Raw genomic sequence first — 16,900 nt, 5'->3', positions numbered from 1 at the left:
TTTGGAGGCATGGTCACATCTTCTTCTTGTAGCTGTCTTAGTCGATCACTAGAATTAGTGCGAAATGAGGGGTGCTACACTACATGTTGTGGTCGCCCAAGCGCTGATTCCCGTCGGCCACGCCATCCGGACGACACCGTCCCAGCGTCGCGATCCCCCTCAAAACAGAACCCATTCCGTATCCGGCGCGATGCCGTCGCGCCCTATCTACGCGCTTTCCACACAGGAGCTTCCATGCAGACTACGATCGCCTCTGTGACCCGGCCCACGGCCGTGCCGCCCTCCCAAACCGATGCTTCGACCGACGCCAACGGCGGTCAGTGGGGCAGCTACAACCTGATCCGCCGCAATGGCTCGGTGGTCGGTTTCGAGCCCAGCAAGATCGCCATCGCCATGACCAAGGCCTTCCTGGCCGTCAATGGCGGCCAGGGCGCGGCTTCGGCCCGCGTGCGCGAGCTGGTCGAATCGCTGACCAAGCAGGTCGTCAACGCGCTGGTGCGCAACCGTCCCGGCGGCGGCACCTTCCATATCGAAGACGTGCAGGACCAGGTCGAACTGGCGCTGATGCGCTCGGGCGAGCATGACGTGGCCCGCTCCTACGTGCTGTACCGCGAGAAGCGCACCCAGGAACGCGCGGCAGCCGCCGCGGCCGACGCGCAGCAGCAGGCCGCCGCCCCCGCATCCGGCCCGTCGCTGAACGTGACCGACAACGGCGTGCGCCGTCCGCTCGATATCGCCGGCCTGCGCGCCACCATCGAAGCCGCCGGCGTGGGCCTGACCGAGTTCATCGACACCGAAGCGATCCTGAAGGAAACCGTCAAGAATCTGTACGACGGCATCCCCGTGGACGAAGTGTTCAAGTCCGCCATCCTGTCCGCCCGCGCGCTGGTCGAGAAAGACCCGGCCTACAGCCAGGTCACCGCCCGCCTGCTGCTGCACACGATCCGCAAGGAAGTGCTGGGCCAGGAAGTCTCGCAGGCCGACATGAGCCAGCGCTACGCCGACTACTTCCCCACCTTCATCTCGCGCGGGATCGAAGGCGGCCTGCTGTCGCCCGACCTGTCCCAATACGACCTGGCCAAGCTGGGCCAGGCGCTGGACGCCAGCCGCGACCTGCAGTTCGGCTACCTCGGCCTGCAAACTCTGTACGACCGCTACTTCCTGCACATCCGCGGCACCCGCATCGAACTGCCGCAGGTCTTCTTCATGCGCGTGGCCATGGGCCTGGCGCTGAAAGAGACCAACCGCGAAGCGCGCGCCATCGAGTTCTACGAGATCCTGTCCTCGTTCGACTTCATGAGCTCCACGCCCACGCTGTTCAACTCGGGCACGCTGCACTCGCAGCTGTCGTCGTGCTACCTGACCACGGTCTCGGACGACCTGGAAGGCATCTACGACGCCATCAAGGAAAACGCGCTGCTGGCCAAGTACGCCGGCGGCCTGGGCAACGACTGGACCCCGGTGCGCGCGCTGCGCAGCCACATCAAGGGCACCAACGGCGAAAGCCAGGGCGTGGTCCCGTTCCTGAAGGTGGTCAACGACACCGCCGTGGCGGTGAACCAGGGCGGCAAGCGCAAGGGCGCGGTCTGCACGTACCTGGAAACCTGGCACCTGGACATCGAGGAATTCCTCGAACTGCGCAAGAACACCGGCGACGAACGCCGCCGCACGCACGACATGAACACGGCGAACTGGATTCCCGACCTGTTCATGAAGCGCGTCATGGAAAACGGCGAATGGACCCTGTTCTCGCCCTCCGACTGCCCCGACCTGCACGACAAGTACGGCCATGAGTTCGAAAAAGCCTACCTGGGCTACGAAGCCCGCGTGGCCAGCGGCGACCTCAAGCTGTTCAAGAAGATGCCGGCGCTGACGCTGTGGCGCAAGATGCTGTCGATGCTGTTCGAAACCGGCCACCCCTGGATCACGTTCAAGGATCCGTGCAACATCCGTTCGCCGCAGCAGCACGTCGGCGTGGTGCACAGCTCGAACCTGTGCACCGAGATCACGCTGAACACCAACGACTCCGAAATCGCGGTGTGCAACCTGGGTTCGGTGAACCTGGTCGCGCACATGAAGCCGGCCGCCGGCGGCGGTTTCGAACTCGACCACGAGAAGATCAAGCGCACGGTCAGCATCGCCATGCGCATGCTCGACAACGTGATCGACATCAACTACTACGCGGTCGACAAGGCGCGCAATTCCAACCTGCGCCACCGTCCGGTGGGCATGGGCATCATGGGTTTCCAGGACTGCCTGCAGATGATGCGCGTGCCTTACGCCTCGCAAGCCGCCGTCGAATTCGCCGACACGTCGATGGAAGCGGTGTGCTATCACGCATACTGGGCCTCGAGCCTGCTGGCCGAGGAACGCGGCCGCTATCAATCGTATGAAGGCTCGCTGTGGTCGCGCGGCATCCTGCCGCAAGACACGTTGAAGATGCTGCGCGATGAACGCGGTGGTCATGTCGAGGTCGATGAATCGAGCACGCTCGATTGGGATACGTTGCGCGCGCGCATCAAACAACATGGCATGCGCAACTCCAATTGCATCGCAATTGCCCCAACCGCCACTATTTCCAATATCATTGGCGTATCTGCGTGCATCGAACCCACTTTCCAGAACTTGTACGTCAAATCGAATCTCTCCGGCGAGTTCACGGTCGTAAACGATTACCTCGTGCGTGACCTGAAGAAACTCGGTCTCTGGGACGAAGTCATGGTCGCCGACCTCAAGTACTTCGACGGCAGCCTGTCCCGCATCGATCGCGTACCTTCCGAACTCCGCGAACTCTACGCCACCGCGTTCGAAGTCGAACCGAGCTGGCTGGTGGAATGCGCGTCGCGTCGCCAGAAGTGGATCGATCAGGCCCAGTCGCTGAACATCTACATGGCCGGCGCATCGGGCAAGAAACTCGACGACACCTACAAGCTGGCGTGGAAGCGTGGCCTGAAGACCACGTACTACCTGCGTACCCTGGGCGCGACCAGCGCCGAGAAATCCACGGGCCGCGGCGGCGAACTGAACGCCGTCAGCGCCGGCGGCCAATCCGCCGCCTCGCCTGTGGCCGCTGCACCTGTTTTGCCGGAACCCGAAGTTCTCGGGGCGGTTTGCACCATGCGGCCGGGCGATCCCGGCTTCGAAGAGTGCGAAGCCTGCCAATAACCGCCTCCGGAGAATGAATCATGATTAATTGGGAAGACGACAACCTCGCCACGCAACCTGCACAAGCCCCCGCGCCCGCGGCGGGCTCGCAGGGCGCGCCCGCAGTCCGGGCGGCGACCGGTGTGTTCGGCGACTCCGCCCTGCCCACGCCCGCCGCGCCTGAACACGCGGCCGGCCTGGCGGCCAGCGGCAATGCCGTCTCGCACCGCGTGAAGGTTGCCGACAAGCGCATCATCAACGGCCAGACCGACGTCAACCAGCTGGTGCCGTTCAAGTACAAGTGGGCCTGGGAAAAGTACCTGGCCACTTGCGCCAACCACTGGATGCCGCAAGAAATCAACATGTCGCGCGACATCGCCCTCTGGAAGAACCCGAACGGGCTCACCGAGGACGAGCGCCGCATCGTCAAGCGCAACCTGGGTTTCTTCGTCACGGCCGACTCGCTGGCCGCGAACAACATCGTGCTGGGCACCTACCGCCACATCACGGCGCCCGAATGCCGCCAGTTCCTGCTGCGCCAGGCGTTCGAGGAAGCGATCCACACGCACGCCTACCAATACATCGTCGAGAGCCTGGACCTGGACGAGGCGGAGATCTTCAACGCCTACAACGAAGTCCCGTCCATCCGCGCCAAGGACGAATTCCTGATCCCGTTCATCGACGCGATCGCCGACCCGAACTTCAAGACCGGCACGCCGGAAACCGACCAGACGCTGCTGAAGTCGCTGATCGTCTTCGCGTGCCTGATGGAAGGCCTGTTCTTCTACGTCGGGTTCACGCAGATCCTGGCGCTGGGTCGCCAGAACAAGATGACCGGCGCGGCCGAGCAGTACATGTACATCCTGCGCGATGAATCCATGCACTGCAATTTCGGCATCGACCTGATCAACACCATCAAACTTGAGAATCCGCATCTCTGGACGCCGGAATTCCGCGAAGAAATCAGAGAACTCTTCCGCAAAGCGGTCGAACTCGAATACGCTTACGCCGAAGACACGATGCCGCGCGGCGTGTTGGGCCTGAACGCTCCGATGTTCAAGTCCTACCTGCGCTTCATCGCCAACCGTCGCTGCCAACAGATCGGCATCGAACCGCTGTTCCCCCAGGAAGAGAATCCCTTCCCGTGGATGGCGGAGATGATCGACCTTAAGAAGGAACGCAACTTTTTTGAAACTCGCGTGATCGAATACCAAACCGGTGGCACGCTGAGCTGGGAGTAAAGCCGTACGCCGCCAGGCCCGGCGCGGGCACGCCTCAAGCACGAGGCGTCGCGTTCGCGACAGGCCATGGCGGCGCGCTCCCCGGTCAGGGTGCTTCGAACACGCAAGACTAGCGGTAGGCGGCCTGTTTCAGGCTGACCTGCCGGCGCCATTTGAAATGGCTCGCGCCAAAGGAGCGGGGGCCATATCAAATGGCTGTGCCGAATTCATTAGCGCAAACCGTAGTAGCTGTTGCTCGCACAGAACAGCGGCATGCGCCGATGAATAGCCCGGGCACGGTCCGCTTTGTTGGCGGGTCGGGGCACGGGTTTAAGTTCTGGGACCCCTGAACCTAAGGAGCATGACCATGGCAACAGCCAAGAAAGCCGTAAAGAAAGCGGTGAAGAAGCCCGCCGCCAAGAAGGCAGTAGCGAAGAAGGCCGCCCCGGCCAAGAAAGCTGCCGCCAAGAAGGTTGCAGTGAAGAAGGTCGCCGCCAAGAAGCCGGCGGTGAAGAAGGTTGCCGCCAAGAAGCCGGCAGTCAAGAAGGTCGCCGCCAAGAAGCCGGCAGCCAAGAAGGTCGCCAAGAAAGCGGTAGCCAAGAAGGCCGTCGCCAAGAAGGTCGCGGCCAAGAAGCCCGCAGCCAAGAAGGCCGTCGCCAAAAAGGCCGTCGCCAAGAAAGCGGTAGCCAAGAAGGTCGTCGCCAAGAAGGCGGTTGCCAAGAAGGCTGTCGCCAAGAAGCCGGCTGCCAAGAAGGCCGTAGCCAAGAAGGCGCCTGCTGCCAAGAAGGCCGTAGCCAAGAAGGCTGCCCCGGCTGCCAAGAAGGCCCCGGCCGCCAAGAAGCCCGCTGCGAAGAAAGCCGCTCCGAAGAAGCCCGCCACGCCGCCGTCCACGGCTGCTGCCCCGGGTGCGAAGACCGCGCTGAACCCCGCCGCGTCGTGGCCCTTCCCGACCGGTGGCCGTCCCTAATCCGGACTCAGCCGTCTAGCGGTACTTAAGCCGCCTGGCCTGGCCAGGCGGCTTTTTCATTGAGGCCGTCTCGCAAGCCGGACCATCCCTGGCGCTGACCGTCACCGCGCGGAGGCACTTTTTCATCTGCCCGTGCGACAATGGAATCCGTCTTTTTCTGGTAGATCCCGTCCATGCTCGGTGAAATCCTTCGCTTCCTGCTCGAAATCGTCTTCACGCTATTCGGCGCCGCCTTGATCGCACGGGCATGGATGCACGCGATTCGGCTGCCGCCGTTCAATCCGCTGGCGCGCGCGATCTACCAAGCCACCAACTGGCTCGTGCTGCCGCTGCGCAAGATCATTCCCGCCGGCAACAAGATCGACTGGACCAGCCTGGTGGCGACCTGGCTGTCGGCGCTGGTCTATCTGGTGCTGATCTGGCTGGTGGCCATCGGCGCGCTGATCCCCGCAGCCCTGCTGCCCGCCGCCATGGGCTCGGCGCTGATCATGGCGATCAAGTGGGCGCTCAACCTGATCGTCTGGCTGACGCTGATCCAGGCCGTGCTGTCCTGGGTCAACCCCATGGCGCCGCTCATGCCGCTGCTCTCGACCCTGACCGCGCCGCTGCTCGATCCCATCCGCCGCATCCTGCCGCGCAGCTCGATCGATTTCTCGCCGTTGGTCCTGCTGGTGGTCGCGCAGATCGTGCTGATGGTCCTGGCCCGCCTCAGTTATTCGCTGATGGGGGTGTAGGCCCCCCCCGAGGCGCTGCGCGCCTTCCCCCAGGGGCGCAGCTGCGGACCGGCGGAGCCGGATCCGCGCTGCCCGGCTTGGGGAGGCAGTGCTGCTTGGGAAGGTGTGTTCTCAAAGAGAGACGACGGCGTAGAAGCAATGTGGATCGCCTCAGTGCCAGCTGCTCGGCGCCCACATCAAGCCGCCCATATCAATCGATCCCCGACGAGCTGACGGCATGTCTAGCGCCACGCTCACCAGCGCATGCGGCCACCCTCATCGGCGCATGCGGCCACGCTGCCCCTACGCGGGTATCCCGGCATAGATATCGATCAGCTTCTTGCGGTCGATCTTGTGGTTGTTCGACATGGGCAGGGCCGGGCAGGCCACCAGCTCGGACGGCACCATGTAGGGCGGCAGGCGTTGGGCCAGCAGATCTTTCCAGTTCGATAGCGCCTGCGCGTCCAGGAAGGCGGGCTGCTCGCCTGCCACCGCCGCCCCCGTGACGAAGCCGATCAGGCGCACCGCCGTGCCATCCGGACGGCGCAGCACGGCGCAGGCGCCGCCCTCCGCGCCGGGCAGCCCGTGCAGCGCCTCGTCGATTTCCGCCAGTTCGATGCGATAACCGTTGAGCTTGATCTGATCGTCCATGCGGCCACGGCAGAACAGCAGGCCGCCCTCCTCCATCTGGCCCAGGTCGCCGGTGCGAAAGCCCCGGCGGCCGTCAGCGTGGACGAAAAGCTTCTGCTCATTCAGGTCCGCACGGTTCAGATAGCCGCGCATGACATGGTCGCCGACGATGCAGATCTCGCCGTCCGTCACCAGCAGCTCGCAATCCGGCTTGGCGTGGCCGACCGGCAGCGGATCGTGCTGCGCCAGCACCGCGTCCGTGATCTCGATCCAGGTCGTGGCGACAGTGGCCTCGGTCGGACCGTAGGTATTCAGGATGGCCGCATCCGGGAAACGCTGGCGCAACTTCTTGGCCAGGGCGGCCGGCAAGGGTTCGCCGCAGAACAGGAACGTGCGCAAGGTCGGCAGCGTCGCGGGCGAGAAATCCCGATTGGCCAGTTGCTGATGCGCGAAGGACGGCGTCGATACCCACACCGTGATGCCTTGTTCGGCCAGCCTGGCGATCCACGCGGCGGGCGTGGCGATCAGTTCGCGCGAGTTCAGCACGCAGGCGCCGCCGGATGCCAGCGTGGCGAAGACTTCGTACATCGACAGATCGAAGCTGAACGGCGCCTGGTTCATGAACACCGGCGCGTCGCCCAGTCCGAAACTGCCCAGCATCCAGTCACCCAGCAGGCCCACGCTCTCGCGCCCGATCTGCACGCCCTTCGGATCGCCGGTGCTGCCCGAGGTGAACATGACGTAGGCCAGGCCGCGTTCGGCCAGCGACGCGCCGTGGCCGGGTTCAAAACGGCCAGCGGCCGCATCGAAAACCGCCGCCGGCCTCACGATCTCGACGATGCGGCGCAGACGCTCGGGCGGATAGATCGTGTCGACCGGCACGAACGGCGCGCCGACCAGCAGCGCGCCGACCATCGCCACGAAGAACGAAGCCTGCTTGTGGCCATAGATGGCCACCGGCACATCCGGCGCCGCGCCATGCGCACGCGCGGCGTCGGCCCAGGCCAGCGCCTCGGCGCGCAGTTGCGCCCAGCTCAGGTTCCGGTCGGCCGCGGTCACCGCCAGCGCATCGGGCGCGCGCTCGCATTCCACGAAGTCGAAGGATTTCAGGTCGAAACGCATGCCGATGCTCCCGGCGTATGAAATTGGATCAGATCGGGCTGCGGCCGCTGAATACGTACAGCGCCAGCGCGGCCAGGATCAGGGTGAACACGCGCCCCGCGAAGCGCATCAGGGGCCGGGCCAGCGCGGCCTGCAGCCCCGGTCGAGTGCGGGCGGCATTGACCAGCAGGTTGTGGCCCACCGAATAGGCGCCGAACATCAGGCCGCTGACGATGTAGTGCGGCGACAGGCCGTTCCACACGCCCATGGCCAGCAGCGTGGCGAAGATGCCGATGTTCTGCGCTGCCATCCGGTGCCGCCCGAAGAACGCCGTCTTGCTCAGCGCCTTGTAGATGGGCATGAACACCACGTCGCGCAGCCATTCGGACAGGCTGATGTGCCAGCGCCGCCAGAAATCCTGCGGATTCAGCGTGGCCAGCGGATTGCGGAAATTGATCGGCAGGTTGAAGCCGAACAGCATGCCGATGCCGATCGCCATCGTCGAATAGCCGGCGAAGTCGAAGAACAGGTAGGCGCTGTACAGCGAGGCATTGAGCGCCACGCCGGTGAACGAATAATCGTGCGCGTCCAGCGTCGACAGGCCGTAGCGCCAGATCAGCTCGGCCAGGCCGAACTTCTGGATCACGCCGACCATGATCAGTTCCAGGCCCGAAAGCCAGGTGTTCAGGCTCACGCCTTCATAGCCGCGCTTCAGGTCGGCCTGGAAGTTGCGCCAGCGGTACATGGGACCGGCCAGCAGCGTCAGCGGGAAAAACACGTAGATGCAGTAGTCCAGCAGCGAGATGCGTTCGTTGCGCGGCGCGAACAGCAGCACATCGATGGCGCGGAAGGTCGCGAAGGACAGACCCAGCATCGCCGCCAGGTGCGATACGCCGGTCTTGACCAGCAGCAAGGGCGTCATCGTGATGATGACCGCGAGCCAGGTCGGAATGTACTTGCGGCGCACCGCCCACAGCGCGGCGCCGGAAATGGCCAGCAGCGCCAGTGGCTGCCAGGGCCGGTGCCAGAACACCGCCATCCACACCGCCAGGCAGATCGCGGCGATGACGTGCCGATAACCGATGCGCAACGGCATGCCGAAGGCGCGATAGGCCAACAGGCCCAGTCCGCCGAACAGGGCGCCGCCAAAGAAACTCAAGCTTGCGAACAATTCCATGCTGGGGCCGCGCTCAGAATTGCTGGTACTGGAATTCGACCTTGATCGGTCCGCCGCTGCCCGTGGTGGGCTGGGCCTGCAGCACGAACACCAGGATCACGCCAAGGTACAGGCACAGGTGCCACAGGAACCGCCGGCCCCAGCCCTTGCCGGCATCCCGGTCAGGCGCCGCCGCGTCATCCGGCTTGGCGAATGCCCTGCAAAAAAATTGCTTCATCGGGAAAAATACTCCGCAATGCCCTGGTCGGCCATGGCCCAGCCCAGTTCGGCCAGGTGCATGTCGTCACGCACCATGCCGGGCTCGAAGGGAATGCTGTAGAGGTCCAGGCAGCCCATCTGGTAGCGCGTGCACATGCCGGTGATGGCGGCCACCACCGGATCGAAGCGCTCCATGTCCAGGATGAGCTTGGGATTGAAAGGCTGGATCACGAAGTACGCCTTGACCTTGCGCTTTTGCAGCAGCGCCATCAGGCGCGACAGGTCGCCCAGTTCGGTGCGGGTAAGCGGGTCGACATTGGCGAATTCGTTGCGCGCCGGCGAGTACAGGGATGCCAGGTACTGCTTGTAGTAGTCGTCGCGCACATCGTAGGGATTATTGCCGCCCAGCTTGTGCTCGACTTCGCGCGCCTCCTGGGTCAGGCGGCTCCAGTGCCCGGCGTTCAGGCGGGCAGCCGAGGGCCAGACCACGTAGCGGTGCGCCGGCACGGACAGCTTGCTGCGCGGCTTGTCCGGCGCGGGTTCCTGGCGCGCGTTCCACCACAACGAGACCTTGTCCTTCAGCTCGGCCACCTGGCCGTTCGCGATGAGCCAGAGCAGGCCCCAGTTCGCGTTGTCGCTGATCCAGGTCTGCAACTGCTCGCGCGTGCTGGGCTTGTCCCAAAGGCGGTTCCAGACCGGCCCCGTGACATGCTCGGCGAAGGCGCTGCGCGGCAGTTGCCCGCCAGAAGCGAACCAGGCGGGCGACACCATGATGACCAGGCGCGTGTTCGGCGTGAGCGAATCGGCCACGGACTCCAGCACGCTGACCATGCCGTAGGACTGGAACATGGCGTGGCCATAGGCCAGCGTCGGCACCTTCAGCTCTTCGGGAAAGAAGCGGTACGGCACGAAGCGCAAATCGTGGCTGGACAGCTCGGACGAGCCCAGCACCACCAGCGTGCCGTCGCTGAGCGCATTGCCCAGGCGGTTCAGGTTGACGTGCTGGGTGCCCCAATCCGGCCCCAGATTGGGCAGGTAGTTGCTCTTGTCCGCGGCGGGCGCGGCGACCGGCAGGACGATGCGGCTGAGCACGTCGTCCGCGCCCAGGTACGCGCCGATGGCCAGCGCAACCGCCGTAGCGGCGGCCGCGACGTGCGACAGCAGCCGGGAATTACGAAGTATGGGCAGCGACATAGCCGGCAAGCGTGCGAACCGACTGTAAATGCTCCGCGATCTCCGGAGCCGGTATGCTGCAGCCGTACTCGGACTCGACAGCCAGCGTGATGTCCACGGCGGCGAGCGAATCCACCAGGCCGGTAGCGATCAACTGCGTGTCGGGAGTGACTTTCTTGAGGACGATCGACTCGACGATCTCGCCGATCTTGGTGTGGAGTTCTTGCTCGGTATGCATAGATAGTGCAGCGTTATGTCGCCTCGAAAGGCACAACATCCCCCGCCCCGAGATTCAGGACGGCGAGTTTACAGAAAAAACCTGAAAATCAACTGACGATGCCGACCGGCTTCCCGGGTGGCGCCGATGCAAGCCGTTACAACATCATTCCGGCCCTTGTCGGCGTGGCAGGCGAATCATGGCACTTCAACCGTTGAATCGCCATGAAACTTCCGGCCGAAATCGCGGAAAAACACAAAAAGTACGGCATTTCGAGGGTAATCACGGTGCGCCACGTTGCGGCGGAACGACAGACTGCGCGAGGAACCCTGCGCCAGCGGAACCCAGCACGACGCCGCGGTGTTCCAGCGGCTTTCCTGCGCGGCCCGCGCCAATGAAAAAAGCCCGCTTGCGCGGGCTTTTCTCTGGCGACGACGATTTACATCGGGGTGACGCGCGTGGGGCCTGCCCCGCTGATCACCTGGACGCGTTGGCCGACGCTGATGGGCACATCGGCTTCCTGGGCCACGACGCGGGTTTCGCCGTTGTCCAGGCGCACCGTGATTTCGTAGCCGGACGACTTGCCAACCGAGTTCTCGATGGCATTGCCCGCCAGCGCGCCCAGGATGGCGCCGCCAACCGTGGCGATGGTGCGGCCCGTGCCGCCGCCGACCGCGTTGCCCGCAACGCCGCCCAGCGCGCCACCGGCCAGCATGCCTGCGCCGCTGGACTTGTCGTTCTGGATCACGATGGGACGCACGCCGGTGACTGTGCCCGTGCGGACGATCTGCTCGCGCTGAGCCTGGTCATAGCTGTACACGCCGCTGGAGGCGCTGCGGTTGGCGCAGCCACCCAGCACGGCCATCGACGTGACGACGGCGGCGACGGCCAGCCAGCGGCCGGCGCGCGGCGAGACCAGGGAAATGGGTTTGGTTTGGTTCATTTGGACTCCTCGATCGGGCATCGCCGACGAATTTTGATCATACTCCAGCCCGAAAACGGTGATGGAGCAGCCTGCAACACAGTGAAACGCGATCGTCCATTTCGACCGGCGCCACCGGCGCCGGTTCCCCACCCTGTACGCGGGTTCAGGCAGGCAGATGAATGCCGTAGGTGGCATGCAGCACCGCGTCGATCTCGGCGCGCGACGGCGCATAGTTCTGCGGACCGCGCGAGGCGATCTTGAGGGCGCCCATGACATTGCCCAGGCGGCAGCTGTCTTCCCAGCTCCAGCCGCAGGTCAGGCCGTAGAGCAGACCGCCGCGCTGCGAATCGCCGCAGCCGGTGGGGTCCACGACCTGGGCCGCGCGCACGGGCGCGATCTGGACCGTCTTGCCTTCGGTATACAGCGTGGCGCCTTCGGCGCCGCGGGTGACGACCACGGCGGTCAGGTCGCGCGCGATGTCCTCGATGCTGCGGCCGGTGCGCTGCTCGACCACGCTGGCCTCGTAGTCATTGACCGTCAGCGCCTGCGTCATCTTGAGCATGCGCTCCAGGTCATCGCGGTCGAACAGGGGCATGGCCTGGCCCAGATCGAAGATGAACGGAATGCCGCTCTTGTTCAGCCGTTCCGCGTGGGCGAACATGCCTTCCTTGGCGTCGGGCGCCACGATGGCCCAGGCAGCCTTGGCGCCGGTGACGTCGTTCTGCGCGGCAAAAGCCATGGCGCCGGGATGGAACGCGGTGATCTGATTGTCGTCCAGGTCGGTCGTGATGAAGCACTGGGCGGTGAAGGTCTCGGGAATCGTCTTGATCCGGCTGACGTCGATGCCCAGGCCCTGCAGCCGCTCCAGGTATTCGCCAGCGTCCTCGCCGACGGTGGCGACCGGCACGGGCTTGCCGCCCAGCAACTGCATGCTGTAGGCGATATTGCCCGAGCAACCGCCGTATTCCTTGCGCATGCTGGGCACCAGGAACGAGACGCTCAGCGCATGGATGCGGTCAGCAAGGATGTGCTCCTTGAAGCGCCCCTCGAATACCGCGATGGTGTCGAAAGCCATCGAACCGCAGACCAGGACCGAATTCGTCATGCCTGTCATCCTTGAAGAAAAATTTAGGGAAAGAATTTGTCGAGCTGATAGCCGTTGACCTGGACGCCCGCCACTTCGATGGGCACCGAGATCTTGAGCTCGCCGGCCGGGCCGAAGGGGCCGCGCAGTTGCTCCGGCGTCAGGTAATCCTCGGGCCGCAGCACCTTGCGCACGACCACGGTATCCGACAGGTCGGTCAGATCCAGCACCAGCGCGGGCCAATGCTGCGGCTTGTCATAGCGGTTGCGCAGCATCAGGTTCAGCACCAGGCGGCTGCGGCCGTCATCGATGGCGGCAGCGCCCGGCGGCGGCTGCAGCGAAGAAGCGGAAATCGCGATGCGCTCCAGGCGGCGCGCGTAGCCCACCGTGCAGCCCATGGAGCGGCAGGCGGCTTCCAGCGCCGGACGCAGCGCCGGCACGGAATTGGCGATATCCACGCGGTAGGCATAAAGCAGTTGCAGGCCCAGCGCGATCAGGCCCAGCAGGCATCCGTAGCCCCAGAGCCGGCGCAGCAGGCCCCGGCGCGCCTGCCGGTCCTGGTCCAGGAATTCCGGCGGAGCGCGCCCCACGTCGGTGGCGCTGGAATAGCGGGTGCGAGACTCGCCCAGCACCGGCGCGCCATCCTGTAGCGCGTCGCCGTCGGCGTCTTCAAAGTCAGTGGCATCTTCATCGGCATGGCCGCGGCCGTCGTCGAGGGCGCCGTCGTCCTCTACGCGCGCCCGCAATGCTGGCTCACGCACCGCCTCGGCGCGCACCGGCGCACTCCAGGACAGCGACGGCTCGCCGCGCCGGTCGTCGGCTACGAACGCCTCGCCGCGACGCTCCTCGAATCGTGGCGCCGCGGGGCGCGAGTGCGGATAGCGCTCATCAGCACGGTCGCGCCAGCCGCTCGCATCATCATGCCCGTCCTCGCCGTGACGACGACCGCCCCGTGGTTCATCGTCCTGCGATTCGTCATCATGCAGCTCATCGTCCAGCAGCTCATCGTCATCCAGCTCGTCGGCGCGCGCGTCCTGGTCCTGCGCCTGCCGGCGGATCTGTTCGCGGCTGCGCAGCACGGCGGGCGGCGTCGTGGATGGCGGCTGCGCCCAAGGCCGCGCCGGGGATTGCGAGAAAGCAGGCTCGTCTTCCCACGGCGGCACCGGCTCGGAAGCCCGGGCAGTCGGAGTCTCGGGCCGAACCAAGGGAGGAACCGCATGGGCCGGCTCGGCGGCCCGGGCCGCAGTCGCGGCCGGCATGGCTACCGGCGTCTCGGCCTGCCGCCCGGGAACGTCCGCGGGCTGCACCAGACTGGCCCGGCCGTCGAACACCGTGGAGCAGGCGCCGCAGCGCACCAGGCCATTGCGGATCCGCAACTGGTCCGGCACCACCTTGAAGGCGGTGCCGCAATGCGGGCAGCGGGTGGTCAAAGCCATGGCGTTGCGCGGCAGCTATGCGTTCAGGCCTTGCGGCCGTGCAGGCAGACCCAGCCGTCGCGCGCGCGCCAGACCGACATGGCGATCCACGGCGCATAGGCGGCGGCGACTTCCTCGGCCTGCCGTTCCAGCACACCCGAGAGCACCAGTTGCCCGCCGGGCGCGACGCGGCCGGCCAGCATGGGCGCCAGCACCTTCAGCGGGTTCGACAGGATATTGGCGACCACGACCTGGAACGTGCCGTCCTTCAGGCCGTCGGGCAGCATGGCGTCCAGCTCGACGCCGTTGACCTGGGCGTTGAACACGGTGCTCTGCACGGCTTGCGGATCGATGTCCACCGCCTGGGTCGGCCCCGCGCCCAGCTTGCGCGCGGCGATGGCCAGGATGCCCGAGCCGCAGCCATAGTCCAGCAGCGTCGCGCCGGCCGGCAGCTCGGCTTCGAGCCAGGCCAGGCACAGGTGGGTCGTGGGATGGCTGCCGGTGCCGAAAGCCAGGCCCGGATCGAGTTCGATGTGGATGGCGCCGTCGGCGGCATCCAGGTCCAGCCCCGGCACGTCCGGATTGTCACGGTGCCAGCTGGGCACGATCCACAGCCGCTCGGCGACCTGGATGGGGCCGAACTGCGATTGCGTCAGCCGCACCCAGTCGGCGTCCGGCACGTCGCGCAGGCTCCAATCCTGGAACAGCGCGGGGTCCAGCTCGCCGGCCTCGGCCGCCTCTGCCATGATCTGGGCAGGGTCGGCGCCGTCGGGCAGCAAGGCCACGACGCGGTTGCGGTCCCAGGCCTGCACGTCGGGCTCGGTGCCCGGTTCGCCGAACAAAGGACGCTCGTCGTCGGTGCCGAAATCGGCGTCCTCGACCGACACCGACAGCACGCCGGCTTCCAGCAGCGCGTCGGACAGGGCTTCGGCCTGGGCTTCCAGGCAATGGAGCACGAGTTCACGCATGAGATTCTTCCATCTGGACGACGGGCCGCGGCATGCGCCGCGGCCCGTTCGACCGTAAAAACACAAAAGGGGCCTCGCGGCCCCGGAAAAAGCGGATCAAGGCCGCTGGGCCAGCTTGTTTTCCAGATAATGGATGCTGGTGCCGCCTTCGATGAAGCGGGCGTCCTGCAACAGCTCGCGATGCAGCGGGATGTTGGTCGAAATGCCTTCCACCACCATTTCCGACAGGGCCGTGCGCATGCGGGCCAGCGCCTGGTCGCGCGTATCGCCGTAGGTAATGACCTTGGCGATCATGGAATCATAGTTCGGCGGCACGAAATAACCGTTGAACGCGTGCGAATCGATACGAACGCCAGGGCCGCCCGGGGTGTGCCAGTTGGTGATGCGGCCGGGGCTGGGCACGAAGCGGAACGGATCCTCGGCGTTGATGCGGCATTCGATCGCATGACCCTTGAAGCCGATGTCGCGCTGGCGCAGCGTGAACTTCTCGCCGGCGGCGATCAGGATCTGCTGCTGGACCAGGTCCACGCCGGTGATCAGCTCGGTGACGGGATGCTCGACCTGGATGCGGGTGTTCATTTCGATGAAATAGAACTCGCCGTTTTCATACAGGAACTCGAACGTGCCCGCGCCGCGATAGCCCATCTTGCGGCAGGCGTCGGCGCAGCGGTCGCCGATGCGCTCGATCAGCCGGCGCGCGATGCCGGGGGCCGGCGCTTCCTCGATGACCTTCTGGTGGCGGCGCTGCATGGAGCAGTCGCGCTCGCCCAGCCAGACCGCGTTGCGGCCGCCGTCGGCCAGCACCTGGATTTCCACGTGGCGCGGATTCTCCAGGAACTTCTCCATATAGACTTCGGGATTGTTGAACGCGGCGCCGGCCTCGGAACGCGTCATCGTGACGGCGTTCAGCAGCGCGGCTTCCGTGTACACCACCCGCATGCCGCGGCCGCCGCCGCCGCCCGCGGCCTTGATGATGACCGGGTAGCCGACTTCGCGCCCAATGCGCACGATTTCCTGCGGATCGTCGGGCAACGCGCCCTCGGAACCGGGCACCACCGGCACGCCGGCCTCGATCATGGCGCGCTTGGCGCTGACCTTGTCGCCCATCAGGCGAATGGTGTCGGGACGCGGACCGATGAACACGAAGCCGCTTTTCTCGACGCGCTCGGCGAAATCGGCGTTTTCCGACAGGAAACCATAGCCGGGGTGGATCGCCTCGGAATCGGTGACTTCGGCGGCCGAGATGATGGCCGGCATGTTCAGGTAGCTTTCACGCGAGGGCGCGGGCCCGATGCACACGGACTCATCGGCCAGGCGCACGTACTTGGCTTCGCGATCGGCCTCGGAGTGCACCACCACGGTCTTGATGCCCAGCTCGCGGCAAGCGCGCTGAATGCGCAGGGCGATCTCGCCCCGGTTGGCGATCAGGATTTTTTCGAACATATCAGCGATCAGCCAATGACGAACAGGGGCTGGCCGTACTCAACGGGTTCGCCGTTCTCGACCAGGATTTCCTTGATCACGCCGGACTTGTCGGCTTCGATCTCATTGAGCAGCTTCATGGCTTCAATGATGCAGAGGGGATCGCCTTCCTTGACGCTCTGGCCGACGTCGATGAAAGGCGCGGCGCCCGGGTTCGGCGAGCGGTAGAACGTGCCGACCATCGGCGCCTTGACCACATGGCCCTGGATCGCGGCCGGCGCCGGCGCGGCGGGCGCGGCAGCGGCGGGAGCGGGCGCGGCCACCGGCGCGGCGGCCACGCCGGCCTCGGGCTGATGGTACGCGACCGGCTGCAGGGTCTGCGAGAACTTGACGATGCGAACCTTGCCTTCGCCTTCGGTGATTTCCAGCTCGGCGATGCCCGATTCAGCCACCAGGTCGATCAGGGTTTTGAGTTTTCGAAGGTCCATAGAAGCTGCTTCCCGAAATAGTGTCGGCAACGTCCCTGCGCCGGGACCGCGCCGTTTA

Annotated in this window: 16 protein-coding genes; 4 read left to right on the top strand and 12 right to left on the bottom strand. The window is 65.4% G+C overall.

Translation table 11 applies throughout. The annotated features are described in order from the left end of the window. Positions 1-234: 234 nt before the first annotated feature. The 3 genes from C2U31_RS07980 (at position 235) to C2U31_RS07970 (ending at position 5,331) form a co-directional block, all read left to right on the top strand. Positions 235-3,165, top strand: coding sequence for a ribonucleoside-diphosphate reductase subunit alpha (locus tag C2U31_RS07980; RefSeq protein WP_103272358.1), 2,931 nt, complete (start codon positions 235-237; stop codon positions 3,163-3,165). A 20-nt stretch (positions 3,166-3,185) separates the two neighbouring features. Continuing rightward, complete coding sequence (locus C2U31_RS07975; protein WP_103272357.1) at positions 3,186-4,385, top strand: ribonucleotide-diphosphate reductase subunit beta; 1,200 nt, start codon at positions 3,186-3,188, stop codon at positions 4,383-4,385. A 346-nt stretch (positions 4,386-4,731) separates the two neighbouring features. Further along, positions 4,732-5,331: a histone H1-like DNA-binding protein gene (locus C2U31_RS07970; protein ID WP_103272356.1), complete on the top strand. Its 600-nt coding sequence runs from the start codon at positions 4,732-4,734 to the stop codon at positions 5,329-5,331. 25 nt (positions 5,332-5,356) lie between these two features. Here the strand turns inward: C2U31_RS07970 and C2U31_RS30470 are convergent, their stop codons facing one another. Further along, positions 5,357-5,506: a hypothetical protein gene (locus C2U31_RS30470; RefSeq protein WP_158658325.1), complete on the bottom strand. Its 150-nt coding sequence runs from the start codon at positions 5,504-5,506 to the stop codon at positions 5,357-5,359. On the opposite strand from C2U31_RS30470, the gene C2U31_RS07965 reads away from it, so the two are divergent. Beyond that, on the top strand, positions 5,505-6,065 hold the full coding sequence (locus tag C2U31_RS07965) for a YggT family protein (RefSeq protein ID WP_103272355.1): 561 nt from the start codon (positions 5,505-5,507) through the stop codon (positions 6,063-6,065). The two genes, C2U31_RS30470 and C2U31_RS07965, sit on opposite strands and share 2 nt — an antisense overlap. A gap of 282 nt (positions 6,066-6,347) precedes the next feature. Here C2U31_RS07965 and C2U31_RS07960 read toward each other — a convergent pair whose 3' ends face one another. From C2U31_RS07960 to accB, 11 genes are all read right to left on the bottom strand, one after another. Further along, positions 6,348-7,796, bottom strand: coding sequence for a D-alanine--poly(phosphoribitol) ligase (locus tag C2U31_RS07960; RefSeq protein ID WP_103272354.1), 1,449 nt, complete (start codon positions 7,794-7,796; stop codon positions 6,348-6,350). Between the two features lie 28 nt (positions 7,797-7,824). Next, entirely contained in the window at positions 7,825-8,952 is a 1,128-nt protein-coding gene (locus C2U31_RS07955) for an MBOAT family O-acyltransferase (RefSeq protein ID WP_103272353.1), read from the bottom strand. Positions 8,953-8,965: 13 nt separating this feature from the next. Beyond that, the gene (locus tag C2U31_RS30750) at positions 8,966-9,169 is read right to left on the bottom strand and encodes a hypothetical protein (RefSeq protein WP_199771082.1); all 204 of its coding nucleotides are present in this window, start codon (positions 9,167-9,169) and stop codon (positions 8,966-8,968) included. After that, positions 9,166-10,344 (bottom strand): D-alanyl-lipoteichoic acid biosynthesis protein DltD, encoded by a 1,179-nt coding sequence (locus C2U31_RS07945; protein ID WP_103272352.1) that lies wholly within the window; start codon positions 10,342-10,344, stop codon positions 9,166-9,168. Before C2U31_RS07945 ends, C2U31_RS30750 begins: the two co-directional genes overlap by 4 nt. Next, on the bottom strand, positions 10,322-10,561 hold the full coding sequence (locus C2U31_RS07940; protein ID WP_103272351.1) for an acyl carrier protein: 240 nt from the start codon (positions 10,559-10,561) through the stop codon (positions 10,322-10,324). The genes C2U31_RS07945 and C2U31_RS07940 overlap by 23 nt, the downstream gene beginning before the upstream one ends. 418 nt (positions 10,562-10,979) lie before the next feature. Continuing rightward, a complete protein-coding gene (locus C2U31_RS07935; RefSeq protein WP_103272350.1) occupies positions 10,980-11,483 on the bottom strand; it encodes a glycine zipper 2TM domain-containing protein in 504 nt (167 codons plus the stop codon). A gap of 145 nt (positions 11,484-11,628) precedes the next feature. Continuing rightward, positions 11,629-12,570: a carbohydrate kinase family protein gene (locus tag C2U31_RS07930; RefSeq protein ID WP_103272349.1), complete on the bottom strand. Its 942-nt coding sequence runs from the start codon at positions 12,568-12,570 to the stop codon at positions 11,629-11,631. Positions 12,571-12,593: 23 nt separating this feature from the next. Beyond that, complete coding sequence (locus C2U31_RS07925) at positions 12,594-13,985, bottom strand: DUF3426 domain-containing protein (RefSeq protein WP_103272348.1); 1,392 nt, start codon at positions 13,983-13,985, stop codon at positions 12,594-12,596. A gap of 23 nt (positions 13,986-14,008) precedes the next feature. After that, positions 14,009-14,932: a 50S ribosomal protein L11 methyltransferase gene (prmA, locus tag C2U31_RS07920; protein ID WP_103272347.1), complete on the bottom strand. Its 924-nt coding sequence runs from the start codon at positions 14,930-14,932 to the stop codon at positions 14,009-14,011. Between the two features lie 96 nt (positions 14,933-15,028). Further along, a complete protein-coding gene (gene accC, locus C2U31_RS07915) occupies positions 15,029-16,375 on the bottom strand; it encodes an acetyl-CoA carboxylase biotin carboxylase subunit (RefSeq protein WP_103272346.1) in 1,347 nt (448 codons plus the stop codon). An 8-nt stretch (positions 16,376-16,383) separates the two neighbouring features. Then, positions 16,384-16,842, bottom strand: coding sequence for an acetyl-CoA carboxylase biotin carboxyl carrier protein (accB, locus tag C2U31_RS07910; RefSeq protein WP_103272345.1), 459 nt, complete (start codon positions 16,840-16,842; stop codon positions 16,384-16,386). Positions 16,843-16,900 lie beyond the last annotated feature (58 nt).

Origin of the sequence: Achromobacter sp. AONIH1 (genome assembly GCF_002902905.1) — a bacterium.
Classification (GTDB): domain Bacteria; phylum Pseudomonadota; class Gammaproteobacteria; order Burkholderiales; family Burkholderiaceae_B; genus Achromobacter.
This window is presented reverse-complemented; position numbering and strand designations above follow the sequence as displayed.

Bases quoted from the DNA above. Each gene is read 5' to 3' on its own strand.
- C2U31_RS07955 (WP_103272353.1), bottom strand. From the start codon at position 8,952: ATGGAATTGTTCGCAAGCTTGAGTTTCTTTGGCGGCGCCCTGTTCGGC.
- prmA (WP_103272347.1), bottom strand. From the start codon at position 14,932: ATGCGTGAACTCGTGCTCCATTGCCTGGAAGCCCAGGCCGAAGCCCTG.
- accC (WP_103272346.1), bottom strand. From the start codon at position 16,375: ATGTTCGAAAAAATCCTGATCGCCAACCGGGGCGAGATCGCCCTGCGC.
- accB (WP_103272345.1), bottom strand. From the start codon at position 16,842: ATGGACCTTCGAAAACTCAAAACCCTGATCGACCTGGTGGCTGAATCG.
- C2U31_RS07970 (WP_103272356.1), top strand. From the start codon at position 4,732: ATGGCAACAGCCAAGAAAGCCGTAAAGAAAGCGGTGAAGAAGCCCGCC.
- C2U31_RS07940 (WP_103272351.1), bottom strand. From the start codon at position 10,561: ATGCATACCGAGCAAGAACTCCACACCAAGATCGGCGAGATCGTCGAG.
- C2U31_RS07975 (WP_103272357.1), top strand. From the start codon at position 3,186: ATGATTAATTGGGAAGACGACAACCTCGCCACGCAACCTGCACAAGCC.
- C2U31_RS07930 (WP_103272349.1), bottom strand. From the start codon at position 12,570: ATGACGAATTCGGTCCTGGTCTGCGGTTCGATGGCTTTCGACACCATC.
- C2U31_RS30750 (WP_199771082.1), bottom strand. From the start codon at position 9,169: ATGAAGCAATTTTTTTGCAGGGCATTCGCCAAGCCGGATGACGCGGCG.
- C2U31_RS07980 (WP_103272358.1), top strand. From the start codon at position 235: ATGCAGACTACGATCGCCTCTGTGACCCGGCCCACGGCCGTGCCGCCC.
- C2U31_RS07965 (WP_103272355.1), top strand. From the start codon at position 5,505: ATGCTCGGTGAAATCCTTCGCTTCCTGCTCGAAATCGTCTTCACGCTA.
- C2U31_RS07960 (WP_103272354.1), bottom strand. From the start codon at position 7,796: ATGCGTTTCGACCTGAAATCCTTCGACTTCGTGGAATGCGAGCGCGCG.
- C2U31_RS07925 (WP_103272348.1), bottom strand. From the start codon at position 13,985: ATGGCTTTGACCACCCGCTGCCCGCATTGCGGCACCGCCTTCAAGGTG.
- C2U31_RS30470 (WP_158658325.1), bottom strand. From the start codon at position 5,506: ATGGACGGGATCTACCAGAAAAAGACGGATTCCATTGTCGCACGGGCA.
- C2U31_RS07935 (WP_103272350.1), bottom strand. From the start codon at position 11,483: ATGAACCAAACCAAACCCATTTCCCTGGTCTCGCCGCGCGCCGGCCGC.
- C2U31_RS07945 (WP_103272352.1), bottom strand. From the start codon at position 10,344: ATGTCGCTGCCCATACTTCGTAATTCCCGGCTGCTGTCGCACGTCGCG.